This window comes from Erythrobacter sp. SCSIO 43205, from assembly GCF_019904235.1.
GTDB lineage: Bacteria > Pseudomonadota > Alphaproteobacteria > Sphingomonadales > Sphingomonadaceae > Erythrobacter.
Genome location: NZ_CP063202.1, coordinates 2,304,671 through 2,331,668, shown reverse-complemented (window position 1 = coordinate 2,331,668; position 26,998 = coordinate 2,304,671). Strand labels below are relative to the sequence as shown.

Sequence of the window (26,998 nt, the reverse complement as noted above, 5' to 3'; positions counted from 1 at the left end):
TTCAGGATGACGGTTCTTCTGGCTCCGTCTCATCCCACCCATCATCCTTAAGCGAGTGCACCGTCTTCCTCACCTTGGTCACGGGCTTCTTTCGCCAGTCGAATGGTTCGCAATTCACGTGCTCGCGCGGGCCACGCTCATGCCTCCGCCGGAATTCTTCATCGGCGGCCAAGCGGTCAAAGTCGCGGTTGCGTAGGCGTTCAAACTCCGCCCAAGCTGCGCGGGTGTCTTCGGACATTTGCTCCCATTCGCGGGCGCGCTCGCGTTCGACTTGCGCGCGAAAGCGGTCGATTTTGGCGTCGATGCTATCGCGGATCGCTTGAACGGACTTTTGATTGCTGGCAGCCGCTTTCGCTTTTGCGGCGGCGGTGGCTTGTTCTTTCTCCCATTTTTTGCGCCATTTCTTTTTCAAGCGGCGCTTTTCCATCTTGCCGATGGCGTTGAGGCCTTTCAGGTCGCTGCCGTTCTTGCCAAACCGTTCGGGCGCGCGGTTTCTGAGCATGAACATTAAAAGGCGGTCGTTGACCTTTTTGCGTGACCCGATCAGCTTGCCATAGGAATAGACGGGCTCATCCACGCCGTTCAATGCGCGGTCCATGGCGACGTCCTCCAACCGCTGAACGCCGATGTCCAATGCCTTTTCCCACGCTTCGCGGAAACTCTCCGCCCCCTTTTGCCGGCGCAGGTAGTATGCGCCATTGGTGCTCATATCGACCGCCTTGCACGCGCTCGCGACGGAGCCGGTGTCGGCGAGGGCGTGGATGAAGTCCTGCTGGCGCTGGTCAGTCCAGCCGTCGTGGCGATTGCTCTGACGAGGGACGGGGGCGAAGTCGGGCAGCTCTGCGCGGGGGACGAGAGTGCGGGCGGTGCGGGGATCGGCGCGGCGGGTCATGGCTCTTGGGGGAAGAGCAGAAAAAGGCAGAGTAGGAAAATGCGTGCCTTGCTCTTGGGTGTGCCGGACGGCAGAAGGGGCGGAAGAGAGAGGCCTATCCATGAGTGACAAACCCACCACTACGATTCACAAGCGCACCTGCCATATTTGTGAGGCGAATTGCGGGATACTGGTTGAGGTGGAGGGGCGGCGCGTCCTCTCGATCAAGGGCAATCCCGACAATGCGCTGAGCCGGGGGTATATCTGTCCCAAGGCGACTGCGATTGCGGATTTGCAGGATGATCCTGATCGTCTGCGCACACCGATGAAGCGGGTGGGTGAGGCGTGGGAGCCGATGGGTTGGGACGAGGCTTATCGCGAGATTGCGGCCAAGGTGGCTGAGCTTGATCCTGATGGCGCGGCGACTGCGTTTTACCGAGGCAATCCGACGGCGCACGATTATGCGCTGGTGCTGCAATCGCGTCATTTACAGCGGGCGGTTGGGGCAAAGCGGTCCTATTCCGCCTCAACTCTTGACCAGATGCCGCACCATTATGTGCAATATCAGATGTACGGCCATGTCAGTCTCGCCGCCGTGCCCGATATTGACCGCACTAAAGCCATCGTGATCCTTGGCGGTAACCCGATGGCTTCCAATGGCAGCCTTTGGACGGTCCCCGACTTCCGCGGCCGGCTGCGCGAACTTCATGCGCGCGGGGGGACACTCACCGTGGTTGATCCGCGCCGGACCGAAACAGCAAAGCTGGCTGACCAATGGGTGCCGATCAAGCCGGGGACGGATACCGCGCTGTTGATCGCGATCCTTAAAACCGTGCTTGAGGCGAAGTCTGCACTTCGTCCCGGTCTTGCCGAGGTGTGCGACGATGGGCTTGATACGGTGCGTGAGGCGGTGGAGCGCTTCGATACGCAGGAGCTTTCGGCTTATTGTGGTGTATCGCCGGACGAGATCGCTGCGTTAGCAAAGCCGTTCACGGGCGACGAACCCGCTGCGATTTATGGCCGTATGGGTGTTTCGGTGTGCGAGTTCGGCGCGCTCAACCAATGGTTGGTGCAGCTAATCAACCTCGCATCAGGCAATCTCGACCGGGCAGGGGGCACCATGTTCCCTAAACCTTTGTTCGATCTTGTCGGGCTTAACGGGCGAGGCGGGGTGAGCACGGTCGACACAGCGCGCGGCACTTTGCCAAGCGTCATGGGCGAAACCCCGATGGTTGCTTTTGCCGATGAGATGCTTCGAGAAGATGAGGGGCGCATCCGTGTCTTGTTTGTTCAGGCGGGCAATCCGGTTCTCTCAGCGCCTGACGGGAACAAGACCGAAGAGGGGCTCAAATCCCTCGATCTTATGGTCGCCTTTGACCCGCATATTACAGAGACGACGCGCCATGCGCATTATATCCTGCCGCCGTGCGGGCCATTGGAAAAAGACCATTTCAATATGTTCTTCGGCCCCCTTTCGGTGCGCAATTTCGGTGCCTATTCCAAGCCCACGCTGGAGATTGAGGAGGGAGCAAAGGCCGATAGCACAATCGTGGAAGAGCTCGCACTCGCGGTCCACACGGCGAAAGGCACATCGGCCCCCAATATCCAGACCCCGCGCGATCAATTGGACGCCATGCTCAAAGCTTCGCCTGCGGGCATGAGCCTGGTGCAAGTTGAGGCGATGGAGGACGGCGTCGATCTGGGTCCGTTGGAGCCGTGCATCAAAGATCGGCTTCGCACCGACACGGGCAAGATCAATGTCGCCCCGACAGAACTTGTCGCGGACCTTGAACGCTTTGCAAAGACGTTGGATCAGGCTTCTGACGATGCCCTGCGCCTCATTGGGCGGCGCCACGTGCGTTCAAACAACAGCTGGCTTCACAATTCCAGGCGCCTCGTCAAAGGGCCGGATCGCTGCACGCTGATGATCCATCCCGAAGATGCCGAGGCGAGGGGTATCGGCGATGGCGAAACGATCACAATCACCTCGAACGTCACAAGTGTCGAAACCACTGCCGAAGTGACTGAGGATGTGATGCGAGGGGTCGTCTCGCTCCCCCACGGATGGGGGCACAATAGGAAAGGCGTAAGCTGGCAGACGGCGGCGGATCATGCCGGGGTTTCGATCAACGATCTGATTGATACGCGGCGGTATGACGCGCTCACCGGCAATGCAGTTCTCAACGGGATTGTGGTCGAGGTTGCGCCAGTAAAGGCAAAAGCCATCGCCTGAGGTCAATGAGCAGGACCAAGTCCACTTTACCATGACTTAATGGGTTTGCGTTAAGCGTGATAGCTAACCACGATGGGCGGAGCTAACACGTTATGAACAAACCATTTAATCCCAATCCTGAGCATATTGTTCCTATCGCTCAGGATCCTTTCACCTATTTCGCGCCGATGGTTTCTGTTGGCCATTTGATCGTGCCGATTGGCGTTGACCTTGATAACCAGGCCATCTCCGATGCGGTAATCGCCATGGAAAGCGAGCGGCGCAGCGTAGAGGTTGGCGATACCAAAGCAGAAGATTCGCTCCTGCCTTATGACAACCCCGATGTGGCCGCTCTATTGCAGCGCATTGATGGATTCTTCCGCACGCTCAACCCTTATCTTGAGCCTTTTGAAGACGCGGAAAGCTGGGGCCATATTCTCAATCCGGGTCAGAACACCGATTACCACACGCATATGCGCGGCGGCTGGCCCGATGGGCTGTCCTGGGTGTATTACCCGCAATATCCCGAAAACAGCGGTGAGCTTGTCTTTGCACTCGATGCAGTTGCGCGCCGCACCATGGTCGAAATTGAGCCAGCAGTCGGCAATCTCGTGATCTTCCCAAGCTATGCGCCACACTACACCAGGCGGAATATGAGCGAGGAAAAGCGCGTTTCGATCAGCGGCAATTACTTCCCCGATCCCGAACGTGTTGAGGAGTATGAGCAGTTCGAGATGACCAACATCACCCCGATGGCGCACATTCTGGGCATCTGGAACGCGTGACCGGGCGATGGGCCGGGGCAAAAGCTTCGGTTCGGCCTGACTTCAGGTGGCGGCCCAATGCAAGCCATCGAAAATGTGTCGGGAATTTTGACAAGGCTTGGATAGGCGCTGACCCCGTTAACCTTCGCAATCCCTGAAAAACCGACGTTTTCCAAAGTTTGGCACGCCCGTTGCTTTACCAAGGCCGAAGTCAAAAAGGGCCGTCGTCAGCGGCGTCACGTTAAGTAAAAAGGGTAGGACAGATGCAATATCGGAAACTCACCAAGGCAGCGATCGTCACCGCTGCAGTCGCCACCACTTCTGTGGCCGCAACGATCCCGTCGGACGCGAATGCGACGTTCTTCAAGACGACCAAAACTTCGCTTTTTAGCAAAACCACCAAGACAGACCTGACGACCAAGTCGCTGTTCACCAAATCGTTCTTCACCAAATCAACGAAGTCGACCAAGTCGACAAAAACCGGCAGCAGCACTTCAGGTGGCAGCACCACCACCGGCGGCAGCACCACGACTGGTGGCAGCACCACGGGCGGCAGCACGACTACATCAACTGGCGGCAGCACAACCACTTCGACCGGCGGCAGCACAACCACGACAACTGGCGGCAGCACCTCGGGCGGCAGCACTTCTGGCGGCTCAACCTCGGGCGGTACGGACGTTCCAGCACCAGGCGGCATGGCGCTCTTCGGCCTTGCAGCAGCAGGCGCGATCGGCGGCCGTCGCCTTTCCAAAAAACGCGCTCAAAAGAAACGCGCTGAAGGCTAAGGCCAACACACCCAATTCAGTTCACTGAACAATCAAAAAGGCTGGCTCTCCATCACGGAAAGCTGGCCTTTTTTGTGTTTCAAATCCAAGCGCCAGTTTTAGAGAAATTTAGGGGATTTGCGTTAACCACGCTCTTCATGAAACACTTTGCTTCAAAGCCGCTCTCCGGCCTTCTCGCCCTTGCTCTCGTTGCCTCTCTTGGTGGCTGTGATGATGTGATGAGCACCTCGTCCACATACGAAGATGCCAAGGCCGCGTTCGACGATGGCCAATATCGCATCGCCAATGCGCATCTTGCCTATGTGCTCGCCAATGGCGAGGTCGATGATCAGGTGCGCAAGCTTCAGCTCGATCTGATGCTGATGCTGGGCGATGGCAACCGCGCGATTGCTGCGCTTGACCAATTGTCGCCCGATGCCTTGAGCGAGCAAGAACGCCGCATTGCCCGCGCACACGCGCACGTGCTTCAAGGGTCGCCGGACAAGGCCGTCTCGCTTTATGATGATCTGCCGCAAGAGGCCTATTCCGAACAGGATTATCGCATGGTGCTGTGGGCGCTGCGCGAAATGGGTGAGGATGAGGATTTTGCAGCCGGGATGGACTATGCCCTCGACGCGTTTCCGCAAAGCCCGCATCTGAACGCGCTGGCTGCAGACCAGCTCTACGATTTCCGCCTGCCGGGTGAAGCGGAGAAATTCGCCAATACCGCTTTCCAAAACGGCCCCGACGTTCTCGAAGCGCGTATGGTTGCGGGGCGCAAAGCCATCTTTGAGGGCAACCTTAAGGCGGCCATTGACCATTACAAACGTGCCAACGAAATCAACCCTGCCGATCCTCTGCCGATCACCAATGTTGTGGGGCTTTACCTTGATCTGGGTAATCTCGATGCGGCAGGTGAGGCGTTGAAACCTGCGCTTGAGAATCACGGCGATTTCCCGTTCCTGCAATGGCAGGTCGCCCGTTACAAGCTGGCAACGGGCGATGCCCAAGGCGCGCGTGAGGCGAAAGACCGGATTGAACGCGTGTTTGCCGACAACCCGGAATTCCTGCTGCTCATGGGCGATATCGAAGCCGCTTTTGGCAACAATCGACTGGCGCTCGATAACTATCGCCGCTTTATCGACAAAGCGGGCGAAGTGCCGGCGGTGATGGAGAAAATCGCCAAGCTTGAAGGTCAGGCATAAGGGCGCAGATGGCGTTCGCTATCTGATCTGTGCAAGACAGGCGCAAAGTTTCGCTAACTTCACTTGGCGTTCAGTGTGGGGCTGGTTATAGCTGCGCGCTATGACACGTTCGATCACTGCGAAAATCTCTCGCGCTGCGCTTCTTGGCGCTGCAATCCTTGCCACTTCCGCTTGTGGTGGCGGCGCTGCCAATGAAGACGTTGCCTACGTCGCTCGCGATGTGGAGACGCTTTATGCAGAGGCTCAACGCCGCCTCGATCAAGGAAACACGCAGCTTGCCGCCGCCCTGTTCGATGAGGTGGAGCGTCAGCACCCCTATTCGCCATGGGCGCGCCGTGCGCAGTTGATGAGCGCGTTTAGCTACTACATTTCGCGGGACTATAATAAGTCGATCTCAAACGCGCGGCGTTTCTTGTCGATCCACCCGGGTAACAAGGATGCGCCTTACGCTTATTATCTGATTGCGCTTTGTTATTACGAGCAGATTTCCGACGTAAACCGTGATCAGTCGATTACTGAACAAGCGCAAACCGCGCTTCGCGAAGTGAACCGTCGTTTCCCGCAAACCGAATATGCCGCCGATGCGCGATTGAAACTTGACCTTGTGGCCGATCACCTGGCGGGCAAGGAGATGGAAATCGGGCGTTTTTACCAACGCTCTGGCCGCTGGCTTGCCGCGCAATTGCGGTTCCGCAATGTGGTCGATCAGTATGAAACAACCAGCCATACGCCAGAGGCGCTTTATCGTCTGACTGAAAGCAGCCTTGCCCTTGGCATCCGCGAAGAGGCGGTGAAATACGCAGCGGTTCTTGGCGCAAACTATCCGGGCAGCGAATGGTATGAGAAAGCGTTCGAGCTGATCGAAGACCACGCGAGCGATGTCACGCCTATCTGAACGCAGATGCAATTGGCTGAGATAGCGTCTTGATATTGCTGTCCCTTCCCTATTTTCTCATCGCTCTGTATCTGGGCGGTTCTGCCTTTTGGGATGGAGAGATCGCGCGCGGCTTTGCGATTATCGGCGCAAGTTATCTCGCGCTGGGCGCCGGGATCAGCGTGCGAAGCCTCTTCAAGAAGCGCTTCAATCCCGATTTCGATGCCCGCAAGCAAGTGCCCGTGATGGTGATCCTGGCCGTGCTGATGCTGGCGGCCTCGCTTGCATTGATGCACTATTTCCAAGTCACCCTTGGCCCGATCAACGGCATGATCTTCGCGCTGATTGGAGTTGTCATCGGCCTGTTTTCCGAAATGAGCGCAGATGCAAAGGGTGAAGACGACGCGGCGGCAAAGGAATAGCGCAAGGGAAAGGGGGCTTGCCCTTTTTATCAAGGCGGTTCTTCACCCGAGTAAAAAGCAGAGCGTGCATCTCGCTGTTCAAAGCTGTTCGTTTCCGCTCTTTCCTCGCGTGACGAGGCGCATTGTTTGGGTTAAACCTGCCTCGCAATGCTGACCCGGCTTTCCATTCGTAACATCGTACTGATCGAAGCGCTTGATCTTGAATTCAGGCGCGGGCTTGGTGTGCTTACCGGGGAGACGGGGGCGGGTAAGTCGATCCTTTTGGATGCGCTTGGCCTTGTACTGGGTGACCGGGCGGAAACTTCGCTCGTGCGCGGCGGCGAAGCCAAGGCGAGCGTTTCGGCCAGCTTTGAATTTGCTGAAATGCCAAAGGCGATTGCTGAGGCGCTCGACGATGCCGATATTGAGATCGAGCCGGGCGAACCGCTCATCATCCGCCGTCAGGTAAAGGCGGATGGCGGCTCCAAGGCGTTTATCAACGATCAACCCACAAGCGTCGGCCTGCTGCGCGAGCTGGCGGGCTCGCTGGTTGAATTGCATGGGCAACACGATGATCGCGGCCTCGTGAATCCGCGCGGACACATGGCCTTGCTTGATCGGTTTGCCGGCACCGATGTCGCGACGCTTGAACGACGCTGGAAGGCCTGGGCCAAGGCCGAGGCGCAATTGGCCGAGGCGCGCGATGAGGTAGAACAGGCGCGCGAGGATCAGGATTTGCTGATCGCGCATTTGGCTGAACTGACCGCGCTTGAACCGCAAGCCGGTGAAGAATCCCGCCTCGCAGCAACGCGCGCCGATATGCAAAAGGGTGAAAAGCTTTCGGGCGATCTTGAGGAGCTGCGCCACCTTTGGGAAGGTTCGGACAGCCCGCTTGCCAGCCTTCGCGTCGCCGCGCGCCGTCTCGACCGTATCGCGGATCAGCACCCGCTTTTGGCCGAAGCACTCGCCTCACTTGACCGTGCTGTGATTGAGGCGGGTGAGGCCGAAGAGAAGCTTGAGGCGGCGGCTCAGGCTCTCGTCCATGATCCGCAGGCATTGGATGCGGCAGAAACGCGCCTGTTTGACCTTCGCGCCCTTGCGCGCAAACACCGCTGCGAAGTGGATGCTCTGCCCGAAGTGATGCGGGATATGCGAGTGCGGCTGGATGCGATTGAAGGCGGCGAGGCGCAGTTGGACGCGCTCGAAGCGGGCGCGGTTGAGGCGCGCGAGGCATATCTCCAAACTGCGCAAAAAGCCCATGAAACCCGTGTTAAAGCCGCGAAAAAACTCGATAAAGCTGTGGCAAAAGAGCTTGCGCCGCTCAAACTCGATGCCGCGCGTTTCCAGACCGCGATCACCGAACTTCCAGAGGAGCGCTGGGGCGCGCACGGCATGGACGGCGTGGAATTCCTCATCTCGACCAACCCTGGCTCTGACTTTGCCCCGCTTGGCAAAATTGCATCGGGCGGGGAGCTTTCGCGCTTCATCCTCGCCTTGAAGGTCGCTCTCGCTGAAAAGGACGGGGCAGCTACCATCATCTTTGACGAGATCGACCGGGGCGTCGGCGGTGCAGTCGCCAGCGCGATCGGTGAACGCCTCGCGCGCCTTGCCAGCGAAGAGGGGCAACTCCTCGCTGTCACGCACAGTCCACAAGTCGCCGCGCGCGGAAGTCAGCATTACCTCATCGCCAAATCGTCGAAGGGCACAGTCACTAAGACGGGCGTGGTTGAGCTCTCCGCCGAAGGCAGGCAGGAAGAGATCGCGCGAATGCTCTCTGGCGCGGAAATTACATCGGAGGCGCGCGCTCAGGCTGATCGACTACTTGAGGACGTTTAATGGAAATTATCGGAGGCCTTCTGGCGGCGCTGGTGCTCACGGTTTTGCTTGCGGGCGTGGGCCTTGCGGCGATTGTGGGGCTGGGCGTGATGGGCGTTCTGTATTTCCTTACCGAAATGGATTTCCGCAAAGTCTTCGTGGTTTCCGCCGGGGTCGGCCTGTTGGCGCCTATCCTGCTAGCGGTGGGCATTGGTTCGGCGCTCGAAGATGGCTCTTTTGAACGCGATTTGCGTGACGAGGTGGGCGACTTCATTCAACTGCCCGATGATGCTGGCGACAAATGGCGTGAGGCGCTTCCCGAACTGCAAGAGATCAGTCGGGCCAATGAACGCGGCGATTTGACCGATGAAGAAGCCGAGGCGCGCGTGAAGGAAATCTTCGCCGATTTTGAAGATTTGCAGATTGGAATTGATGTCAACGGCGACGGGATCGTGATCGGTAACAACGACAATGGTGTGCCGCTTGAGTTGCCTGAACAGGTTGAGGTTGATTCTCCCAATAGCGGGGAGTGATGGGGTTTCGATGACCCTCCTCTTTATGAATTGGGTTGAACCCACAGCCTAGATGCACGAAACACCGAAGAATGGTGGAAACAGCAATACAACGGCTACCCGCAAAAGCAGCGGTGACTGCGGCGCTGCTCCTCTCGCTTGGGGGTACGCTGTTTGGTCTTGCTGGCCTGCTTATGTGGGGCATTCGGGCAGCGGAGGTCGTGGTTCCCGATACGGGCAATGCTCCCGATTGGCTGACCTCGATCTTTCCTTACGCGACGCTTCTCAACTTTGGCCTTATGGCGACGATCACCGTCTTGGGGCTGCTCAACCTTCTGCTCGCCTCGCGTCCCCAAGAATTCTTAGGTGCAGGCTGGAAGCGGTGGGTGATACAGTCCATTGTCAGCCTCATCGCCGCAGCCATTTTCCTGAATGCCACCAATGTCGCCTGATCCAAAAGACCCCGCCCAAATTTCCGAAGTCGATGCCGCCAACGAACTGATGCGGCTTGCGCGCAAAATTGCGCACCATGACAAACTGTATCACGCCGATGATGCTCCTGAGATCACCGATCAGGAGTACGATGCGCTGGTCCGGCGCAATCGCGAACTTGAAGAGGCGTTTCCGCATCTGATCCGCGATGACAGTCCTTCGAAAAAGGTCGGGCATGAAATCGCCGCTTCGCCTTTGAGCAAGGTCACTCACGAGGTTCGCATGATGAGCCTCGACAATGGCTTTAACCGCGAAGAGGTCGAAGATTGGACCCAAAGGGTCAGGCGCTATTTGAATTTGGGAGCGAATGAGGAAGTAGCGATCACCGCCGAGGATAAGATCGACGGGCTTTCTTGCTCGCTGCGGTACGAGAACGGCAAGCTCGTGCGCGCGGCTACACGCGGCGATGGGCAGGTGGGAGAGGATGTGACCGCCAATGCGCGGCATATCTCCGATATTCCGCAGGAGTTGCCCGACGGCGTGCCGGACGTCTTCGAAGTGCGCGGCGAGGTTTATATGTCACGCGCCGATTTTGCTGCGTTGAACGCAGCGCAAGAGGAGGCCGGTGCCAAGCTTTTCGCCAATCCGCGCAACGCCGCCGCAGGTTCTTTCCGTCAGAAAGATGCGAGCGTCACGGCGAAACGCCCGCTTAAATTCTGGGCCTATGGCTGGGGCGCGGCGTCCGAGGTTCCGTGCGACACGCAAGAAGCGATGATGCGCAGGATTGAGAGTTGGGGCTTTCCCCTCTCACCATTCCTGACCCGCACGACGAGCGTCGATGAAATGATCGCGCATTATGAGGAGATCGGCCGACAGCGCCCCGATCTGCCCTACGAAATTGACGGCGTCGTTTATAAGGTCGACCGCCTCGATTATCAGCAGCGCCTGGGCTTTGTCGCAAAGGCACCGCGCTGGGCGCTTGCGCATAAATTCCCGGCGGAAAAAGCCCAAACGACGCTTGAGGCCATCGACATTCAGGTGGGGCGCACGGGCAAGCTGACGCCGGTCGGTCGCCTCGCGCCGGTTCTGGTCGGGGGGGTGACAGTCACAAATGTCACGCTGCACAATCGCGACGAGATAGAGCGTCTGGGCGTTCGCCCCGGCGACCGCGTCGTGATCCAGCGCGCGGGCGATGTGATCCCGCAGGTGGTCGAAAATCTCACCCGTGATGAAGAACGCGAGCCTTTCCACTTCCCCGATCATTGCCCCGTTTGTGACAGCGAAGCGGTGGCGCAGGATGATGATGTCGATGTGCGCTGCACAGGCGGTCTGATCTGTCCGGCACAGCGCACGCAAAGGCTGGAACATTTTGTCAGCCGCAAGGCGCTCGACATTGATGGGTTCGGCACCAAAACCATTGCCCAATTCTTCGAGCTTGGATGGCTTGAAAGCCCTGCTGATATCTTCCGTTTGAAAGAGCGGCGCGAGGACATTCTCGCGCTTGAGGGGTGGCAGGATAAGTCTGTGGATAACCTGTTGGCCGCTGTGGAAAACAAGCGCGAGCCGGATGCCGCGCGGCTGCTGTTCGGCCTTGGCATACGCCACGTTGGCGAAGTGACTGCGCGCGATTTGATGAAGCACGTGCACGAATTGCCCGCGCTCCGCGAGATTGCGCAAAAGGCGCGATCAGGCGATGAGGAAGCGGCGAGCGAGCTGACCGCAATTGATGGGATCGGGCCAAGCGTGGTGGAGGCGCTCGGTGACTTCTTCCACGAACCGCACAATGTCGCGGTATGGGAAGATTTGCTCTCTCTCGTGAACCCGCCGCGATATGAGGTTGAAACGGTCGAAAGCCGGGTGGCTGGCAAGACGGTCGTATTCACCGGCAAGCTGGAAACCATGAGCCGCGACGAAGCCAAAGCGCAGGCCGAACGATTGGGCGCAAAAGCTGCTGGCAGCGTGAGCGCCAAGACCGATCTCCTCGTCGCGGGGCCGGGGGCCGGATCAAAGCTCAAGAAAGCTGAAAGCCTTGGCATCGAAGTGGTCGATGAGGCCGGCTGGGCGGCGATTGTGGCGGAGGCTGGCTGATGGATCTGCTCAAGGAACTTCACCCTCAAGCCGTTCGGATCGCAGAACTGCTGCGTTCGCGGGGAGAGAAAGTTGCGGTTGCCGATGGTGCAACCGGCGGGTTGATCGCGGCAAGCCTTCTTACCGTGCCCGGAGCGCTGGATTTCTTCGTTGGGGGCGGGGTGGTCTATTCGTTCAGGGCGCGCGACGTGCTGTTCGATCTTCCTCGCGAAGCATACAAGGGGATGCGCGGCGCGAGCGAGGAATATGCCATGCTGCAAGCGCGCGCCATCCGCGACAATTTCGGGGCGCAGTGGGGCCTTGCCGAAAGCGGTTCGGTCGGTGGATCATCGCATCCCAGCGGCGCGGCAGCAGGCACAAGCGTCGCGGCGCTCGCAGGGGTAGCAGGCGAATATGCACGCCTGCTTGAAACCCATAGCGAGAACCGGATTGACAATATGGCGGCCTTTACCCGCAACGCGCTCATGCTGCTTGAGCAGACGCTAAACACCGCGCCTTAATCGTTGGGCATGATATAAATCTCGCGCACCGCCGCTGTCTTGGGCTGCGAGAGTGCATAGACCACCGCATTCGCTACATCTTCGGGCTGGATTTTGTCAGGCTTTGGCTCGTCGAAAAACGGCGTGTTGACCATGCCGGGCGCGATAATGGTCGCCCGGCCACCCCATTCGCGCATTTCTTCGGCGAGGTTTTCACCAAACCCGTGAATGAAATGCTTGGTCGCGGAATACACAGAGCCCTTGAAACTGTCGCGGCCCGCTTTGGAACCAGTGACGATATAGTGGCCCTTGGTTTTCTTAAGAAAAGGGATCGCCTCATGCGCGAGCAACAGGGGCGCAAGGACGTTCACGTGGATCATGGTGTGCCACTCGTCGGGATCGCCATTCTCGATGCCCGCTTGCTCGACCCCGGTGCCAGCGTTGGCGTAGACCGCATCAATCCCGCCGAAATGCTCAGCGGTTTTCTCAAGCGCGCTGCGAATTTCGTCCCGGTTCGTCACATCGCAGGTGATGGCGAGCGCGTGATGGCCGATTTCACTGGCGAGCTTTTCGATCTTGTCGGTCGAGCGTGCGCACAGGGCGACGTTCCAGCCTGCGTTCGCAGCGGCCTTTGCGCTTGCCGCGCCGATGCCTGACGATGCTCCGGTGATAAGAAGGGTCTTTGCCATGTTGCTTGTCCTTTGAATTGCAAATGTCTTGCCTCTTCAATGGAAAAGCAGGGCAAGCTGTTCCGAAATAGTTTCGCCGTCTCTGGCGCGGGGAGCTAAATTATTCGGCGGCGTTTGAACCACAGGATCGCCCAATCCCCGCGCTTCAGGCTTCCGGCCAGGCGAAAGCCAACCCGGCGATAGGCGCGGCGAACGGCGCTTTCCTGCTTGCCCTGTAGGAGCCCCGCAAGCAGTAAACTGCCACCGGGTGCAACGTTTTCGGCAAAATCATGCGACAATTCAACCAATGGCCCTGCAAGGATATTGGCGATCAAAAGGTCATAAGGCCCGCGTAGGCGAAGCAGCGGATCGTCCATCCCGTCGGCGATCACCATGGTCATTTCTCCCGGTCCTGAACCAAGAGGGATGTCGTTCAGCTCGGCATTGTCATGGACGACATCGGCGCACACCGGGTCTATGTCAGAGGCGGTCGTGCGCGCGTTGGGCCAAAGGTGCATGGCGGCAAAGCCCAAGAGGCCCGTACCCGTCCCAATATCTGCAATACGCCGCGCGCGAATGGCTGAGCTTTTCATCTTGCTCAAAACTTCAAGGCAACCCGCAGTGGTGTCGTGCTGGCCCGTTCCAAAGGCTTGCGATGCGGGAATGACGAAATTGACGAGGCCAGGATCAGGCTCAAAATCGGGGGTGTGGACGTAGAAGCGACCCGCGCGAATGGGGGGCGTTCCCTGCTGACTTTGCGCAACCCAATCGGTTTCGGGCAGCTTTTCGATTTCAACATCGGGCGCAGGCCCCTCGAACAGGCCTTTGAGCGCGTCGATCTGCTCTTTGCCGGGCTTGGTTGGATACCACCCTTCGAGAACCCAGTCCTGAGGGTGCGCCTCATCAAGCTCGCGCCCGGCGATGACGAGATCAAAGTCCCATTCTTCGAGCTCATCATGGGCAAGAAGCGCAGCCTGCACGATTTTCTTTGGCGCGTGAGCGGTGAGTTTCCAGCTTGTCATTCGGTTCTCAAACCCCAAACGTCGCCCCCGCGCAAGCGGGGGTCCCGCTTCTTTAATTGTTCAGCGTGTCGAATAGATCGATCCAATCGGGATTGAGCTTTTCGATCAATTCGATCTTCCAAGCCCGCCTCCATTTCTTAATCGCTTTCTCACGCGCGATAGCGTCTTCTATTGCTTCGTGTCTTTCAGAATAAACCAACCGGGTAAATCCGTAGCGGGCAACAAAGCGCGATCCGCTGCCCTCTCTATGCTGAATTACACGCGCGGCGAGATCCGCGGTCACACCCGTATAAATTCCGCCTCGATAGCGGTCGCTCATCATGTAGACCCAGCCACCTTGCGACATTCTAGGTAGCGGGGCCCCCGCTTTCGCGGGGGTGACGGCTTGATGATGCAGACAACAAAATCACCGCACAAAGCTTGCGCCATTGGCGTCGATCACCGCGCCGGTCATGCTCGCTGGCGCATCAAGCGCGCAATAGGTGATGATTGAGGCGATTTCTTCCGGTGTCGCCACCCGGCCAAGCGGGATGTCGGCCAAAAGACCTGCGCCGCCACGGCTGGCCAGATAATCGCCAGCCATGCTTGTGTCGGTGAACCCTGGCGTCACGGCAAAGCTCAAAATGCCCTCCGCCGCATAGGCTCGCGCGATCGTCTTGTGCATCGCCACCATTCCCCCCTTAGCCGCTGCATAGTGCCAGTGCGCAGGCGAATCGCCGCGATAGGCCGCGCGGCTTGCAACATGGACCAATCGTCCGCGCTCCCCGCTTTTACCCGCTAGCCGTCCCTGCCAATGGCGAACCGCGAACCGGCTGATCTGCGCCGCCGCGGTCAGATTGATGCGCAGCGTGTCCTCCCACCGGTCGAGCCATTCGATATCGGAAGAATCGAGCGAGTTCGCTTCAAACAATCCGGCGTTGTTGACGACCGCGATGATGTCACCGCCCGACCGTGCAAGCGCTTCATTCCACAGGATTTGTGCCGCCATCGGGTCTCTGAAATCTGCGGCGATGGTCTGATCATCACCCGTTTGCGTCGCATGACCGATGACTTTCAGGCCGCGCTCTTCGAGGGAATCCCTCGCAGCTTTGCCGATCCCGCGGCTGGTTCCGGTGACAAGGATGTAACTCATGCAACGCTCTATCGATAATTTCGCAAGCAAAGTCGAGCGCGTGCAGACTTGCGTGTCGCTCTCACTTCGCTAAGTGGGGCGGGGGATAAACAATCTGCATGAGACAATTATGAGCCAAAGACCGCTTTCACCACACCTCCAGATTTGGCGGTGGGGACCGCATATGCTGGTGTCGATCCTGCACCGTGCAACCGGAGATGGCATGGCATTGGTTGGCCTTGCCGTGCTGGTCTGGTGGCTGGGCGCGCTTGCAAGCGGGCCAGAGGCGTATGAGACATTCCTGTCCGTGGCCGCATCGCCGATTGGCTATCTGGTGCTGGTGGGTCTTTCCTGGGCATTCTTTACCCATATGATGAGCGGTTTGAGGCACTTCGTCCTTGATATTGGTGCTGGGTATGAACTGGACACCAACCGGATGTGGTCAATCGCTTCGCCGATTATCGCGATCCTTCTTACCGCGGCTCTTTGGGCTTACATCATCTTTGGAAAAGGAGCGTAAGCCATGGGTAACGGCACTTCCATCGGCCGCGTTCGCGGACTTGGTTCGGCGCATCACGGCGCGCATCACTGGCTGGTCGCGCGCACGACCGCCGTCGGCAATCTTATCCTGATGACATGGCTTATCGTCAGCTTCGTGCTGCTGCCTGATTTTTCATACGGAACGGTTTCGGGGTGGATCTCTCAACCGATTGCCGCCGTACCTATGATGCTGCTTATCATCAGCGTATTTTATCACGCAAAGCTGGGGCTTCAGGTCTTGATCGAAGATTACGTGCATGACGCTGGTCTTAAGTACGCAGCATTGACCGCACTCAACCTTGCCGCATTTGGCGGCGGCGCGTTTGCATTGTTCAGCATCGCCCGCCTCGCACTGACAGGAGCTGCCTGATGGCAACTAAACCCGCAAACGATGCCTATAAGATCATCGACCACACTTATGACGTCGTCGTCGTCGGGGCAGGGGGCTCTGGCCTTCGTGCGACAACGGGCGCTGCCGAAGCTGGCCTTCGCACTGCCAATATCTCCAAGGTGTTCCCGACGCGCTCCCACACGGTCGCAGCGCAAGGCGGCATCGCGGCATCGCTTGGCAATAACACGCCCGATCACTGGACCTGGCATATGTATGACACCGTGAAGGGGTCAGACTGGCTGGGCGATCAGGACGCGATTGAATATCTCGTCCGCGAAGCGCCGCAGGCGGTTTACGAGCTTGAGCACGCGGGCGTTCCTTTCAGCCGCAACGAAGACGGCACGATCTATCAGCGTCCGTTTGGCGGCCATATGCAGAATATGGGCGATGGCCCTCCGGTGCAGCGCACCTGTGCCGCAGCTGACCGTACCGGCCACGCAATGCTTCATGCGCTCTATCAACAGAGCCTGAAATACGACGCGGACTTCTTCATTGAATACTTCGCGCTCGACCTCATTATGGCGGACGTGGATGGCGTTCAACAATGCGTCGGCGTGATGGCGATGTGCCTTGATGATGGCACCATCCACCGTTTCCGCGCGCAGTCCGTAGTGCTGGCAACGGGCGGCTATGGCCGCTGCTACTACACCGCGACTAGCGCGCACACCTGCACGGGCGATGGCGGCGGCATGGTGCTGCGTGCAGGCCTTCCGTTGCAGGACATGGAGTTTGTCCAATTCCACCCGACCGGCATTTACGGCGCGGGCGTTCTTATCACAGAGGGCGCACGCGGTGAGGGCGGCTATCTGACAAATAGCGAAGGCGAACGCTTTATGGAGCGTTATGCGCCTTCTGCAAAAGATCTGGCCTCGCGCGATGTTGTCAGCCGTTCAATGGCTCTTGAAATGCGCGAAGGGCGCGGTGTTGGCGCAGATGGCGACCACATTCACCTGCACCTTGACCACATTGATCCAAAGGTTCTGGCAGAGCGGCTTCCCGGCATCACCGAAAGCGGCAAGATTTTCGCAGGCGTCGATCTGACGCGCGAAGCTCTGCCTGTGACGCCAACCGTTCACTACAACATGGGCGGTATTCAGTGTAACTATCACGGCCAGGTTGTGACCATCGGTAAAGACGGCAATCCTGATACGGTTGTGCCGGGCCTTTACGCCGTTGGCGAAGCGGCCTGTGTGTCGGTCCACGGCGCGAACCGTCTGGGTTCAAACTCGCTCATTGACCTTGTGGTCTTTGGCCGCGCGACGGGTCTGCACCTTAAGGACAACCTTACCCCCGGTGCATCGCAGCCTGAACTGCCCGCCGACAGCGCAGACTTTGCTCTCACGCGTCTTGATCACTTCCGTTATGCGAAGGGTGGCTCACCAACTGCCGCGATCCGCGCCGATATGCAAAAAGCGATGCAGAAACACTGCGCCGTCTTCCGCGATCAGGAATTGATGGACGAAGGTGTCAAACTGCTCGCCGAACAGAACAAGCGCATGGAAGACATCCACGTGACCGACCAATCGCTCATCTGGAACAGCGACCTCATCGAAACGCTCGAGCTCGACAATTTGATGAGCCAGGCGAATGTGACGATGGCATCCGCTGCCAACCGCAAGGAAAGCCGCGGGGCCCACGCGCACGAGGATTATCCCGATCGCAACGATGCCGAGTGGATGAAGCACACGGTCGCATGGTTCGAAGGCTGGGGCGGCCAGGGCAGCAACATCCGCATCGATTACCGTCCGGTGCACGACTACACGCTGACTGAAGATGTGAGCTACATTAAGCCCAAAGCGCGGGTGTATTGATATGCAATACTGTCGATAAGCTCTAAATTCGGCTTTTTTCACCATTTTTTAGGTCGCTCTTCGCTAATGACTGTGACGAGTTATTTGTCGTCGCAGTTATTTCGAAGGGGAGCGATTATGAGTGGGTTTGGCCGCAAGGGGCTTGTGGCGGGAACCGCTGTGCAACCGAATGTTCGTCCGGCCGTGCGTCAAACTGCTCATGGGCAGGGCGCCGGCGGGACGATCCATTTCGATGTAACCCCGCATCCATGGAAATCGCTCTTTGCAGGGTTGGCCTGTCTTGCGGCAGTGGCTTTCTTGGTTGCTTTAATGATCGAAGGCCGGGGCCTCATCATCTTCCGCATCCCGCTTGATGTGACAGGTGCACGGGTGGTTTACGGCGCTTTGGCTCTGTCGGCTCTTGTTGGCTTTGGCTTCGCCGGGCTCGGCGTTGTGCACGGACTGACCAAAAAAGCCTGGCTTACGCTTGACCATCAAGCGGTAGAGGGCCCAACGCGCTACAACGGCATTAAAACAGTGCGCATCCCTTACAACTCAATCAAAGACGTTGGTTTTACTGCCTATAACGAGAATGCGCAGTTCATTTCGATCAAGGACCATATGGGCAACAAGATCAATGTGGGACGTGAAAACTTCCGCGAGGGCAGTAAATGGCCGGCATTCCTTCAGGAACTGGACCGAAGGTTGGACTGAATAAGGGAAGCCTAAACCCAACGCCCAGCATCTCTCGAAACGTGCAATATCCGCACGATCTCGATGCGCTCCTCACCAACCACATAGAACACAGCGTGTCGCCCGCTGTTCATGCGCCGGACACCTGCGCGGCCCAGTCCTGCCTCATGCCCAAGCATCGGGTTCTCAGCCAGCTTCTGAATCTTTGCATCTAGGTCCAGAAGATAGCCCCGTGTTCGACGGGCGCCCCATTCTCGTGCCGATTGCGCGCCAAGCTGAGACAAGTCCCGTTTAGCGGCAGTGCGAAAGACGACTTTGCGGGTCATTCCTCTGGGAAAGTTTCGTTGATCCACGCATCCATATCGAAGCTCTCATCAATCGGGCTCGCGAGCCCTTCATCAATCGCTTCGAGCAGCTTGGATTTGAAGACCGAGCGTTCTTCGTGCAGGCGCAAGGCTTCGCGAATGACTTCGCTGGTCGAGCTATACTCGCCCGTTGCGACCTTGCTGCGCGTGTATTCCTCGAAATGTTCGCCAAGCGAAACGGATGTATTCTTTCCCATGCCTCAAGCGTTACCATAAATTGGTAACACCAGCAATCGCATCAATCCTACAAAGCCCGCGCAGCAGTCTCAGCGCAAGGGGCGCCTCGATTAGGCTGTCCTACTCGACTGCCCTCTCCGCACGCCGCGCTTTTACGATCTCGACCGGATCAGCCAGCATTTGCCCGACCATCACGCCTTCGCCCTTGTTCGGGTCTGCTTCGCCCGCATGGATTGCGGACACCACATCCATCCCATCGATCACATAGCCAAAGACAGCAAAGCCCGCTTGCCATGTGGGATCGTCTGAGTCGGGGTTGGCATCAAGCCCAATCTGGTCAGCCAGCATAATCGAAAAATCGCCATTCGCGGTCCCCGGCTCCAGCATAGCCATGGAGACAGCGCCATTGGTGTGGCTAAGCCCCGTTTCAGTGGTTGGTTCATGCGGGATGCCGGGTAGGATGCGCTTGGGGTCAAATTGCGTGCCCCCCTGGATCAAACCATTAGGCATGGGGTCGCGATTGAGCTTCATCGCGCGGTAAAACACCGTCCCGTCAAAGCGGCCTTCGTCAACGTAGCGCAGGAAATTCGCCGCAGTGATCGGCGCGCGCTCCACCTCAAGGCGGATGGTGATGTCGCCTTTGGTCGTCTCAAGCACCACGTCTTTCGTCTCGTAATTCACTTCGGGCTCTGGGGTTGCCGCGATCAATTGCTCTTTCGTCATCACCTCAAACTTCATCAGGAGGTTGCGCTGTGTGTCAGAGAAGTTGTTGTCGGAGGCGATATAGAGGAAGGTTTTCCCAAATTGCTCACGCACCGCCAGCCCTTCAAAATTGTCGAGGGTAAGGGGAGGGGTGAGCACCGCGAGCACTTCTGGTTCGCCCTCCATTGGCAGTTTGACGATAGCCGCGCGATTGCCTTCGCCCTCTCGATAGCTGCGGAACAGGACGAAGCAGGTGCCATCCTCCTTGCACGCAGCATCAGTGGGCGCGCCGCTGTGCTCTGCGAGTTCGGGGGGAGGTGCAAGCTGAAAGTAGTCGGCTTCGCCAAATTGATCGAACCGCACGCAATTGTTCATATCAGGATCGAAGCGCTCTTCACAGGCCAGCATACCCCGCGAATGATGGGCCAATGTTTCTATTCCCTTGTTGCTTTCAAGCGTTTCGCGAATGCGAAAGGGAAGCGGCGGCGCATCTTCCATGCCAATAGCCCATGACTGTGCCGCAACATTCAAGTCGGCATAGTACGAGATGCGATGTTCGCGCTCGAAGCTGATCCACCAACCCAGTTGCGGGATGAATGAGATCGCCTCTGCATCGGCCTCGTCCTTGCCCTTCAAGCGCTTGCCCCGCTCATCGAGCAATTCGCCCCGCTCAAATGTCAAAAGGTCGATAAGCGTGCCGTTGATCTCATCCGGTTGGATTGAGAACCAATGCCCATCATCACCCACGGCAAACAAACGGTCATTGTGCCATGTGAGGCCGGAGATGCCGCCGATGTCCTCTTCGCCCGGATCAATGTCGAGTCCCCCACGAAAGATAAGCTCGCCCACTTGGTTTTGCGAAGGGTCGCTTTCGTTGAGGTCAACCGGCTGTGTTTCGACGAAGAATTCATCTTGCGCATGAGCGGGACCGGGCAGGCTCAGCCCAAGCGCAAGAGAAATGACGCCAGAAAGCGCAGCGGTAAGAAATCGTCTCAATGTCATTCGTCCTAGGATATTGGTCCTTCGCCGAGAAACAAGCATCAAACGGGCCCATTCATGTGGCAGCAATGTTTACAGCCGTAGTCGATGTGACTACACCTGTAATCGTTACCCTGATTGTTGGATGGGGAGGCTGTTTTGAAAAAGACCGATCAACCAGAACGCATAAGCGAGGCAGAGCACGCCGTGATGGAGGCCCTTTGGGACCACGGCACGGCAAGCGCCTCCGAGGTATGTGACACCGTGTGCAAGACCCGCGATTGGAGCCTTGCGACGGTCAAGACGCTGCTCTCGCGCCTTGTTCAAAAGGGCGCGATTGAGGCAAAGCCTGACGGGCGCCGCTTCCTTTATTCGCCCTTGATCGCGCGCGCTGATTATGTCGGCGGGGAATCGCGCCGTCTTGTTGATCGCCTTTTCGGCGGCCGCGCTGCGTCACTGGTCGCGCATCTGGCGCAAACAGAGGCACTGACCGAGGAGGACGTGAGCGAGATTGAGGCTCTTTTGAAGGAGCTTAAATCATGACGCACTGGATGATCGAAACGCTTCTTTGGACAGCGGTGTTGATTGCATTCGTGCTGCTGGTGCGTCGTCCTGTGGCGCGCCACTTCGGGCCGCAAATCGCCTATGCCTTGTGGGCTTTGCCCGCGCTGCGATTGTTCCTCCCCCCGATTGAGTTACCTGCTTGGATGCAGGTGAGTGAGCCTGCCGCCTCACAGGTCAGCGAACCTCTCGCACAGGCACCGATTAAGACCCTGCAACCTTCTGCCTTGGCAGAGGAGGCCGCGCTTTCGCCTGTCCGGGCTGAGGAATTGGCGAACCCAATTGTCGGGCAGGTGCTGGCATTCGATTTCAGCCAGCTTGTTGGCCCCGCGCTTGGCCTTTGGCTGGTTGGCGCTGGTCTGTTTCTTGTGCTTCGTTTCTCGGCCTATTTTCGCCTTCGTAGTGAATTGCTGGACGGTGCGCGCGAAATGGGCCGCTGCGGTAAGGTGCGCCTCATTGAAACGCCGGGCACCAACGCACCGCTTGCCTTTGGCGTGATCGACAAGGTTATCGCCTTGCCACAAGGGTTCCTCGCGCAGCCTGATCGCGCATTGCGTGACTTGGCGCTTGAACATGAGCTCGAGCATCACCGAGGCCGCGATCTGCTTGTCAATATCCTCGTTCAACCGCTGTTTGCGATCCATTGGTGGAACCCGCTTGGCCGTTATGGCTGGCTGGCGCTGCGCCGTGATCAGGAGGCGGCCTGCGATGCGCGTGTGATGGCCAATGCCAAGCGGGGCACCCGCGAGATTTACGCCAACCTTATCGTCAGTTTTGCCGCAGGGTCGGCAAGATCACCCGCCCATGCCCTGACCGCACCCATGGCGTGCCCGGTGCTGGGCGAGAAATCTATTATTCATCGATTGAGGAGCCTGAAAATGGAAAACACGAATAGAAAACAGCGCCTTGCTGGTAGGGCCTTGCTTGGCGCAGGCGTGATTGCCCTGCCGCTCACCGCCTCAATCAGCTATGCCGCGAGCGAGCCTTCACAAGGAGCGCAGACCCAATCAGCGCCGCAGGAGCTTGTGCAGGAATTCGTCGTCAATGAGCAGATGGCGACCATTGACCCCGACGCCGCAATCGATGGCGGGACACACGAAGAGCGCGTTTTTGTCGTAAAGAATGATGAGGACAGCGAAGAGAAAAACGTGCGCGTTATCGTCAAACGCGAAATGGCAGATGCTCCGGACGGCGAAGGCCAAGTCAAACGCGAAATGCGCATCCGCCGCAGCATCGAAACCGATGCCGATGGAAAGCTGAGCGAAGAGCAGATCGAAGAGATCATGACCGGCGTGCGCGCGGGGCTGGAAGAGGCGAACCGCGTTCTTGAAGACCTGCCTCAGATCATCGAAACCGCCATGGCCGAGGTTGAGGTCGAAATGGACCGCGAGGGTCATGCCAAGGTGCGCGTTGAGAGCAGTTGCGATGGCTCAGACAGTGAGGTCGCAACGACAAGCGAGCTTGGCGACGGGACGCGCGTTGTTAAAATCTGTCAAAAGCGGGTGATGGCTACCGCGCTTGAAGGCCTTAAAGAGGCGCGCGAAGACATCAAGAACGACACCGGCCTAAGCAAACAGGCGCGCAAGGCCGCGCTGCGCGAAATCGACCGCGCGATTGACCGCTGGTCTGACAACGCTCGCTAGAACTTGATTGGGAGAGGGGGAGCGGCGCTGTGAGGATAACTCCGGCGCCGTTTCTCATGTCTTGAAAAAAGCGCGTTTACTCGCCGCCGGTCTGTTCAAGCTCAACCTCTGGATTTGGCGCAGGAACATTGGCCATATCGCGCGGACGGGCAGGATATGCGCAGCCTCTTCCCAAACCTACGCCTTTCAGAAAAGCGCGTCTGACAAGGCCTGCGGTTACAGCAGCCTCATATTCGTCTTTCCTTTTCGCAGCGCCCGTCACCTCGCGCAAAATGCTGCGAAACGGGAGAAGTGATCCGACCAGGCTTTTGCCGATACGCCCGGCGCTGATCCGGTCGCGTTCCTCTTGGGGAAGGTCGAAGTCTGGTCCCAAGGTGTTGTCCAAGACCGCGATTTCCGTGACCAGATCATTGCAGGCCGCTAACCCTTCAACACTGTAAGGGTTGCCTGCTGCTTTGACGAGAATGTCGGGCAGATCCTCGGCATCAATGTTCAAGTCTTCCAGCGGGGTGCGCGCGACATCCATCGCGTCCGGCTCGCTGTTCACTTGGGCGTGCGCCGCAGCGCACGGCAAACCGGCTGCGAGAGCCGCGCCAAAAAGGACGGACTTAACTGTTGAAATAGACATCACACGCTCCTGCATCGCTGCTTTGTAGACCCCGCCTCAGCGCTTCCATGCGCTGCTCGCTGGTGCCATGAGTAAATCCTTCGGGATTGATGCGCTGACCCGCACGGCGCTGGATCGTGTCATCCCCCACGCTGGAGGCCGCGCGCATCCCTTCGCCCAGATCATCCGGATCGAGAAGGTTGCGGTTCTGGCCTGCCCAGACCCCTGCGTAACAATCGGCCTGAAGTTCAAGGCGCACAAGCAACTGGTTAGCCTGACGCGGGTTCTGCGCCTGAGCGCTGCGGACCTGCGCGGACATTCCGGTTAAGTTCTGGATATGATGACCATATTCGTGCGCCATGACGTAAAGACGCGCGAAATCGCCTCTGGTGCCCGACATTTGCGCGAGTTGGTCAAAAAAGCCTGTTTCGATGTAAATGCCCATGTCGGCGGGACAATAAAACGGCCCTGCGGCCGAGCTGGCATTGCCGCATCCTTGCGTGGAAATCGGGCCGGGAGGGTAGAGCACCAGTTCAGGTTGCTCAAAGCGTATGCCCGCCTGGCGCACAATCGGCTCCCACGTTTCATTGAGGCTCTGAACCGCGCGGCACGCTTCATCGGCGTAAGGGCCGGTGGAGCAAAGCTGATCCTCGCTCAACTGAGGTTGCTGGCTGACCTGAGACGATGAGCCATCCATGCCTTGCATGACGCCAATCGTCTGCATCGGATCAACCCCGAAGACGAGGGCAGCAATGATTGCGATCACAATCGTGCCGCAGCCAATCCCGCCCGCCTTGCCAGCGCGACCTGTACCGCGTCCGCCTGTGCGCACTTTGATTTTTGAAGTATCGTATCGGCCCAACCGCACGTTCAAATTCCCCTTTGCAAGGCCCATCGACGATAGCCTCGTCAAAGGGACGCTCCAACACCTGCCATCTCGCTTCGCAATTCGCTGGACACGAGCTTGCTGCGAGGCAATGAAAGGCAAACACACCGTACACTTTTGGGAATAGCTCGCAATGCACAAACAGAACAGTTTAGTTGCTGATTTACAGGGGAAACGCGCGCTGGTGACCGGATCAACTTCGGGCATCGGACTTGCCGTTGCACGCGCTCTTCATGGCGCGGGGGCTGAGGTCGTGCTCAATGGCTTTGGCGAGGAAGCCGAGATCGCCCGTTTGTGCGAGGAATTGGACGCTGTTCACAATGGCGCGAACCTGATGGATCCAGCTGCAATTGAAGCGATGATGGAAGAAGTCGGACCCATCGACATTCTCGTCAACAATGCCGGGATGCAGCACGTTGCGCCTGTGGAGGATTTTCCGGTCGAGAAATGGGACGCGATAGTCGCGCTTAATCTGTCGGCTGTGTTCCATACCACGCGCCTCGCCGTGCCCGCGATGAAGGAGGCGGGCTGGGGCCGCATTATCAACACCGCCAGCGCACATTCCAAGCAAGCCTCGCCTTTCAAGAGCGCTTATGTTTCGACCAAGCACGCAATTGATGGTTTTACCAAGACGATTGCGCTCGAATTGGCGCAATGCGGAGTGACGGCGAATTGCATCTCTCCGGGCTATGTCTGGACGCCTCTGGTGGAGGGGCAGATCCCCGATACGATGCAGGCGCGCTCAATGACGCGCGAAGAGGTTATGAATGACGTTCTTCTTGCAAAGCAGCCGACTAAGAAATTTGTTCAACCCGAAGAAGTGGGCGCAATGGCAGTTTTCTTGTGCAGCGATGCGGCCTCTAATGTGACCGGCGCGAACTGGAGCATCGACGGAGGCTGGACCGCCGAATGACGCCTTTGGGTCGCCTTCTTTTTGCTACCATAGTTTGCGCAGCGCTCTCTGCCTGCGCCGGGACACCTGCCGGTCCAAACCTTCAGGCACAGCGTGATGCGGCGGCGACGCGGATGTTGCGCGATATCGAAGTGTTGGCCAGCGACGAATTTGGCGGGCGCAGACCGGGAACACCGGGTGGTGAGCGCACTGTCTCCTATCTCATCAGCCGGATGCAGGCGATGGGCATTCAGTCTGGCACCAATGATCCGGGCAGCGAATGGCGTGCGCCAGTGGAACTGGTCAGCACCCAGCCGCTCGATCACACGATCACCGTTCGCACCGCTACCCGCGCCTTGACCCTGCCTTTGCGCGAAAGCGCGGCCTATTCGCTCGACAGCCGGGTGCTTATCGACGGGGTGGAGGTGATCTTTATCGGCGATGGCTCGCACGAAATTGATCCCGAAGAAATGACTGGCCGCATTGTGGTAATGACGGGAAGCGAAAGCGATCTTGCGGTGCGAGAGAGGATATTTGAAGCGCACCCTGCCGCCATCCTGACCGTTCTGCCCGACGAAGCGGCATTGAACACAGAGCGCGCCCGGTTTGAGCGTGAGCGCTTGCTTTTGGCGGGTGTTGAAAGCGACCGGCTAAACGCTTTTGTTACCCGCGACGCCTTTGCAAGAGCGCTTCCAGCAGGTGAGTGGGACCGTCTTATCACAAAAGCAGCCTTGCCCGAATTTCGAGGGCAATTGATGCCCAACACCATCGCCATTGATGTTCATTCGACCCGGCGCAGGTTCACAAGCGCCAATGTTATCGGCCTGATACCCGGAACGGTGCGGGGGGCTGGCGCGGTGCTGCTAATGGCGCATTGGGACCATTTTGGCGAATGTGCGCCAGCGACGCCTGATCCGATTTGCAATGGCGCGGTCGACAATGCCTCTGGTCTAGCGCTGATGCTGGAGTTGGCAGCGCGCCTCAAAGCCAATGGCCCGCATGACCGCGACATCTATCTGCTTGCGACCAGCGCGGAAGAGGCAGGGCTTTTGGGCGCAAAGGCCTTCGTCGAAAGCCCGCCTGTGCCATTGGAGAGCATCGTTGCAGCGTTCAACTTCGATTCTGTGGCGGTGGCGCCTGCGGGCGGCAATTTCGGGTTCGTGGGCGAGGGACGAACTCCGCTTGATGCAATTGTTCAAGAGGTGGTGCAAAAGCGCGGGGTGGAACTGGGCAATCGTGAATTTGCGCAAAGCTATCTCAAACGCCACGATGGCTGGGTGTTGCTGGAAGCAGGAGTGCCTTCGGTCCTGATCTCCACCGCTTTTGCCTCTGAAATCGTGCTCGGCCCTTATATGGCGACGCGGTATCACAGCCCCACTGACGAAGTGGGTGCGATTGAAATGGGCGGAGCGGTCGATGATCTTCTGCTGCATGAAGAACTGGTCACGCGCCTTGCCAGCACATCCGCAGACACATCCCTGTCACAATAGTCGAGGATTACGCACAAGCCTCCCCTAGCGTGTGAAGCGATTGCGTCCTACAGGGACGTGCACGA

General features: G+C 58.2%; 29 protein-coding genes. 19 read left to right on the top strand and 10 right to left on the bottom strand.

Translation table 11 applies throughout. The annotated features are described in order from the left end of the window. Position 1: 1 nt before the first annotated feature. The gene (locus INR77_RS11015) at positions 2-892 is read right to left on the bottom strand and encodes a hypothetical protein (protein ID WP_223071101.1); all 891 of its coding nucleotides are present in this window, start codon (positions 890-892) and stop codon (positions 2-4) included. 100 nt (positions 893-992) lie between these two features. On the opposite strand from INR77_RS11015, the gene INR77_RS11010 reads away from it, so the two are divergent. The 11 genes from INR77_RS11010 (at position 993) to INR77_RS10960 (ending at position 12,438) form a co-directional block, all read left to right on the top strand. Further along, positions 993-3,104 (top strand): molybdopterin oxidoreductase family protein, encoded by a 2,112-nt coding sequence (locus INR77_RS11010; RefSeq protein ID WP_223071100.1) that lies wholly within the window; start codon positions 993-995, stop codon positions 3,102-3,104. 92 nt (positions 3,105-3,196) lie between these two features. Then, positions 3,197-3,868 (top strand): putative 2OG-Fe(II) oxygenase, encoded by a 672-nt coding sequence (locus tag INR77_RS11005; RefSeq protein ID WP_223071099.1) that lies wholly within the window; start codon positions 3,197-3,199, stop codon positions 3,866-3,868. Positions 3,869-4,110: 242 nt separating this feature from the next. Next, positions 4,111-4,632 carry a hypothetical protein gene (locus tag INR77_RS11000; protein WP_223071098.1) on the top strand — a complete coding sequence of 174 codons (522 nt, stop codon included), beginning with the start codon at positions 4,111-4,113 and terminating at the stop codon, positions 4,630-4,632. 137 nt (positions 4,633-4,769) lie between these two features. Then, on the top strand, positions 4,770-5,816 hold the full coding sequence (locus INR77_RS10995) for a tetratricopeptide repeat protein (protein ID WP_223071097.1): 1,047 nt from the start codon (positions 4,770-4,772) through the stop codon (positions 5,814-5,816). A gap of 100 nt (positions 5,817-5,916) precedes the next feature. Further along, entirely contained in the window at positions 5,917-6,711 is a 795-nt protein-coding gene (locus INR77_RS10990) for an outer membrane protein assembly factor BamD (RefSeq protein WP_223071096.1), read from the top strand. Positions 6,712-6,746: 35 nt separating this feature from the next. Continuing rightward, entirely contained in the window at positions 6,747-7,112 is a 366-nt protein-coding gene (locus INR77_RS10985) for a hypothetical protein (protein WP_223071095.1), read from the top strand. Positions 7,113-7,259: 147 nt separating this feature from the next. Further along, positions 7,260-8,927 (top strand): DNA repair protein RecN, encoded by a 1,668-nt coding sequence (gene recN / locus INR77_RS10980; protein ID WP_223071094.1) that lies wholly within the window; start codon positions 7,260-7,262, stop codon positions 8,925-8,927. Next, positions 8,927-9,439, top strand: a complete 513-nt coding sequence (locus INR77_RS10975) for a hypothetical protein (RefSeq protein ID WP_223071093.1) — start codon at positions 8,927-8,929, stop codon at positions 9,437-9,439. The genes recN and INR77_RS10975 overlap by 1 nt, the downstream gene beginning before the upstream one ends. Before the next feature lie 71 nt (positions 9,440-9,510). Then, positions 9,511-9,870, top strand: a complete 360-nt coding sequence (locus INR77_RS10970; RefSeq protein WP_223071092.1) for a hypothetical protein — start codon at positions 9,511-9,513, stop codon at positions 9,868-9,870. Beyond that, positions 9,860-11,938, top strand: coding sequence for an NAD-dependent DNA ligase LigA (ligA, locus tag INR77_RS10965; protein WP_223071091.1), 2,079 nt, complete (start codon positions 9,860-9,862; stop codon positions 11,936-11,938). The genes INR77_RS10970 and ligA overlap by 11 nt, the downstream gene beginning before the upstream one ends. Beyond that, positions 11,938-12,438, top strand: a complete 501-nt coding sequence (locus INR77_RS10960) for a CinA family protein (protein ID WP_223071090.1) — start codon at positions 11,938-11,940, stop codon at positions 12,436-12,438. The genes ligA and INR77_RS10960 overlap by 1 nt, the downstream gene beginning before the upstream one ends. On the opposite strand, the gene INR77_RS10955 is transcribed toward INR77_RS10960, so the two are convergent. The 4 genes from INR77_RS10955 to INR77_RS10940 all read right to left on the bottom strand — a co-directional run bounded on the left by INR77_RS10955 (position 12,435) and on the right by INR77_RS10940 (position 15,239). Continuing rightward, the gene (locus INR77_RS10955; RefSeq protein WP_223071089.1) at positions 12,435-13,106 is read right to left on the bottom strand and encodes an SDR family oxidoreductase; all 672 of its coding nucleotides are present in this window, start codon (positions 13,104-13,106) and stop codon (positions 12,435-12,437) included. The genes INR77_RS10960 and INR77_RS10955 overlap by 4 nt on opposite strands. A gap of 95 nt (positions 13,107-13,201) precedes the next feature. Further along, entirely contained in the window at positions 13,202-14,107 is a 906-nt protein-coding gene (locus INR77_RS10950) for a 50S ribosomal protein L11 methyltransferase (protein ID WP_223071088.1), read from the bottom strand. 52 nt (positions 14,108-14,159) lie between these two features. Then, positions 14,160-14,429, bottom strand: a complete 270-nt coding sequence (locus tag INR77_RS10945; RefSeq protein WP_255573749.1) for a GIY-YIG nuclease family protein — start codon at positions 14,427-14,429, stop codon at positions 14,160-14,162. 84 nt (positions 14,430-14,513) lie between these two features. Further along, positions 14,514-15,239, bottom strand: coding sequence for an SDR family NAD(P)-dependent oxidoreductase (locus INR77_RS10940; protein WP_223071086.1), 726 nt, complete (start codon positions 15,237-15,239; stop codon positions 14,514-14,516). A 109-nt stretch (positions 15,240-15,348) separates the two neighbouring features. On the opposite strand from INR77_RS10940, the gene sdhC reads away from it, so the two are divergent. From sdhC to INR77_RS10920, 4 genes are all read left to right on the top strand, one after another. Continuing rightward, the gene (gene sdhC / locus INR77_RS10935) at positions 15,349-15,738 is read left to right on the top strand and encodes a succinate dehydrogenase, cytochrome b556 subunit (protein ID WP_223071085.1); all 390 of its coding nucleotides are present in this window, start codon (positions 15,349-15,351) and stop codon (positions 15,736-15,738) included. A 3-nt stretch (positions 15,739-15,741) separates the two neighbouring features. After that, positions 15,742-16,128: a succinate dehydrogenase, hydrophobic membrane anchor protein gene (gene sdhD, locus INR77_RS10930; protein WP_223071084.1), complete on the top strand. Its 387-nt coding sequence runs from the start codon at positions 15,742-15,744 to the stop codon at positions 16,126-16,128. After that, a complete protein-coding gene (gene sdhA, locus INR77_RS10925) occupies positions 16,128-17,960 on the top strand; it encodes a succinate dehydrogenase flavoprotein subunit (RefSeq protein ID WP_223071083.1) in 1,833 nt (610 codons plus the stop codon). The genes sdhD and sdhA overlap by 1 nt, the downstream gene beginning before the upstream one ends. Before the next feature lie 117 nt (positions 17,961-18,077). Beyond that, positions 18,078-18,653: a hypothetical protein gene (locus INR77_RS10920; RefSeq protein WP_223071082.1), complete on the top strand. Its 576-nt coding sequence runs from the start codon at positions 18,078-18,080 to the stop codon at positions 18,651-18,653. Between the two features lie 11 nt (positions 18,654-18,664). On the opposite strand, the gene INR77_RS10915 is transcribed toward INR77_RS10920, so the two are convergent. From INR77_RS10915 to INR77_RS10905, 3 genes are all read right to left on the bottom strand, one after another. Next, a complete protein-coding gene (locus INR77_RS10915) occupies positions 18,665-18,958 on the bottom strand; it encodes a type II toxin-antitoxin system RelE/ParE family toxin (RefSeq protein WP_223071081.1) in 294 nt (97 codons plus the stop codon). Continuing rightward, positions 18,955-19,194, bottom strand: a complete 240-nt coding sequence (locus INR77_RS10910; RefSeq protein WP_223071080.1) for a type II toxin-antitoxin system ParD family antitoxin — start codon at positions 19,192-19,194, stop codon at positions 18,955-18,957. The genes INR77_RS10915 and INR77_RS10910 overlap by 4 nt, the downstream gene beginning before the upstream one ends. Before the next feature lie 100 nt (positions 19,195-19,294). Next, on the bottom strand, positions 19,295-20,872 hold the full coding sequence (locus INR77_RS10905) for a peptidylprolyl isomerase (protein ID WP_223071079.1): 1,578 nt from the start codon (positions 20,870-20,872) through the stop codon (positions 19,295-19,297). A gap of 141 nt (positions 20,873-21,013) precedes the next feature. Between INR77_RS10905 and INR77_RS10900 the strand changes: the two genes are divergently transcribed. Together INR77_RS10900 and INR77_RS10895 are read left to right on the top strand one after the other, a co-directional pair. Beyond that, positions 21,014-21,397: a BlaI/MecI/CopY family transcriptional regulator gene (locus INR77_RS10900; protein ID WP_255573748.1), complete on the top strand. Its 384-nt coding sequence runs from the start codon at positions 21,014-21,016 to the stop codon at positions 21,395-21,397. Next, positions 21,394-23,058: a M56 family metallopeptidase gene (locus tag INR77_RS10895; RefSeq protein ID WP_223071078.1), complete on the top strand. Its 1,665-nt coding sequence runs from the start codon at positions 21,394-21,396 to the stop codon at positions 23,056-23,058. The genes INR77_RS10900 and INR77_RS10895 overlap by 4 nt, the downstream gene beginning before the upstream one ends. 76 nt (positions 23,059-23,134) lie before the next feature. On the opposite strand, the gene INR77_RS10890 is transcribed toward INR77_RS10895, so the two are convergent. Both INR77_RS10890 and INR77_RS10885 read right to left on the bottom strand, forming a co-directional pair. Beyond that, positions 23,135-23,686 carry a hypothetical protein gene (locus INR77_RS10890; RefSeq protein WP_223071077.1) on the bottom strand — a complete coding sequence of 184 codons (552 nt, stop codon included), beginning with the start codon at positions 23,684-23,686 and terminating at the stop codon, positions 23,135-23,137. Continuing rightward, positions 23,667-24,560 carry a neutral zinc metallopeptidase gene (locus INR77_RS10885; RefSeq protein ID WP_370632213.1) on the bottom strand — a complete coding sequence of 298 codons (894 nt, stop codon included), beginning with the start codon at positions 24,558-24,560 and terminating at the stop codon, positions 23,667-23,669. Before INR77_RS10885 ends, INR77_RS10890 begins: the two co-directional genes overlap by 20 nt. A gap of 124 nt (positions 24,561-24,684) precedes the next feature. Between INR77_RS10885 and INR77_RS10880 the strand changes: the two genes are divergently transcribed. Together INR77_RS10880 and INR77_RS10875 are read left to right on the top strand one after the other, a co-directional pair. After that, on the top strand, positions 24,685-25,464 hold the full coding sequence (locus INR77_RS10880) for a 3-hydroxybutyrate dehydrogenase (protein ID WP_223071076.1): 780 nt from the start codon (positions 24,685-24,687) through the stop codon (positions 25,462-25,464). Further along, entirely contained in the window at positions 25,461-26,933 is a 1,473-nt protein-coding gene (locus tag INR77_RS10875) for a M20/M25/M40 family metallo-hydrolase (RefSeq protein WP_223071075.1), read from the top strand. The genes INR77_RS10880 and INR77_RS10875 overlap by 4 nt, the downstream gene beginning before the upstream one ends. Positions 26,934-26,998: the final 65 nt, after the last annotated feature.

Coding starts and splice junctions, on each gene's coding strand:
- INR77_RS10990 (WP_223071096.1), top strand. CDS start 5,917: ATGACACGTTCGATCACTGCGAAAATCTCTCGCGCTGCGCTTCTTGGC.
- INR77_RS10910 (WP_223071080.1), bottom strand. CDS start 19,194: ATGGGAAAGAATACATCCGTTTCGCTTGGCGAACATTTCGAGGAATAC.
- INR77_RS10920 (WP_223071082.1), top strand. CDS start 18,078: ATGAGTGGGTTTGGCCGCAAGGGGCTTGTGGCGGGAACCGCTGTGCAA.
- sdhC (WP_223071085.1), top strand. CDS start 15,349: ATGAGCCAAAGACCGCTTTCACCACACCTCCAGATTTGGCGGTGGGGA.
- INR77_RS10885 (WP_370632213.1), bottom strand. CDS start 24,560: ATGGGCCTTGCAAAGGGGAATTTGAACGTGCGGTTGGGCCGATACGAT.
- INR77_RS10975 (WP_223071093.1), top strand. CDS start 8,927: ATGGAAATTATCGGAGGCCTTCTGGCGGCGCTGGTGCTCACGGTTTTG.
- INR77_RS10960 (WP_223071090.1), top strand. CDS start 11,938: ATGGATCTGCTCAAGGAACTTCACCCTCAAGCCGTTCGGATCGCAGAA.
- INR77_RS10890 (WP_223071077.1), bottom strand. CDS start 23,686: ATGTCTATTTCAACAGTTAAGTCCGTCCTTTTTGGCGCGGCTCTCGCA.
- INR77_RS11005 (WP_223071099.1), top strand. CDS start 3,197: ATGAACAAACCATTTAATCCCAATCCTGAGCATATTGTTCCTATCGCT.
- recN (WP_223071094.1), top strand. CDS start 7,260: ATGCTGACCCGGCTTTCCATTCGTAACATCGTACTGATCGAAGCGCTT.
- sdhA (WP_223071083.1), top strand. CDS start 16,128: ATGGCAACTAAACCCGCAAACGATGCCTATAAGATCATCGACCACACT.
- INR77_RS11010 (WP_223071100.1), top strand. CDS start 993: ATGAGTGACAAACCCACCACTACGATTCACAAGCGCACCTGCCATATT.
- INR77_RS10880 (WP_223071076.1), top strand. CDS start 24,685: ATGCACAAACAGAACAGTTTAGTTGCTGATTTACAGGGGAAACGCGCG.
- INR77_RS11000 (WP_223071098.1), top strand. CDS start 4,111: ATGCAATATCGGAAACTCACCAAGGCAGCGATCGTCACCGCTGCAGTC.
- ligA (WP_223071091.1), top strand. CDS start 9,860: ATGTCGCCTGATCCAAAAGACCCCGCCCAAATTTCCGAAGTCGATGCC.
- INR77_RS10970 (WP_223071092.1), top strand. CDS start 9,511: ATGGTGGAAACAGCAATACAACGGCTACCCGCAAAAGCAGCGGTGACT.
- INR77_RS10895 (WP_223071078.1), top strand. CDS start 21,394: ATGACGCACTGGATGATCGAAACGCTTCTTTGGACAGCGGTGTTGATT.
- INR77_RS10950 (WP_223071088.1), bottom strand. CDS start 14,107: ATGACAAGCTGGAAACTCACCGCTCACGCGCCAAAGAAAATCGTGCAG.
- INR77_RS10995 (WP_223071097.1), top strand. CDS start 4,770: ATGAAACACTTTGCTTCAAAGCCGCTCTCCGGCCTTCTCGCCCTTGCT.
- INR77_RS10955 (WP_223071089.1), bottom strand. CDS start 13,106: ATGGCAAAGACCCTTCTTATCACCGGAGCATCGTCAGGCATCGGCGCG.
- sdhD (WP_223071084.1), top strand. CDS start 15,742: ATGGGTAACGGCACTTCCATCGGCCGCGTTCGCGGACTTGGTTCGGCG.
- INR77_RS10940 (WP_223071086.1), bottom strand. CDS start 15,239: ATGAGTTACATCCTTGTCACCGGAACCAGCCGCGGGATCGGCAAAGCT.
- INR77_RS10875 (WP_223071075.1), top strand. CDS start 25,461: ATGACGCCTTTGGGTCGCCTTCTTTTTGCTACCATAGTTTGCGCAGCG.
- INR77_RS10915 (WP_223071081.1), bottom strand. CDS start 18,958: ATGACCCGCAAAGTCGTCTTTCGCACTGCCGCTAAACGGGACTTGTCT.
- INR77_RS11015 (WP_223071101.1), bottom strand. CDS start 892: ATGACCCGCCGCGCCGATCCCCGCACCGCCCGCACTCTCGTCCCCCGC.
- INR77_RS10945 (WP_255573749.1), bottom strand. CDS start 14,429: ATGATGAGCGACCGCTATCGAGGCGGAATTTATACGGGTGTGACCGCG.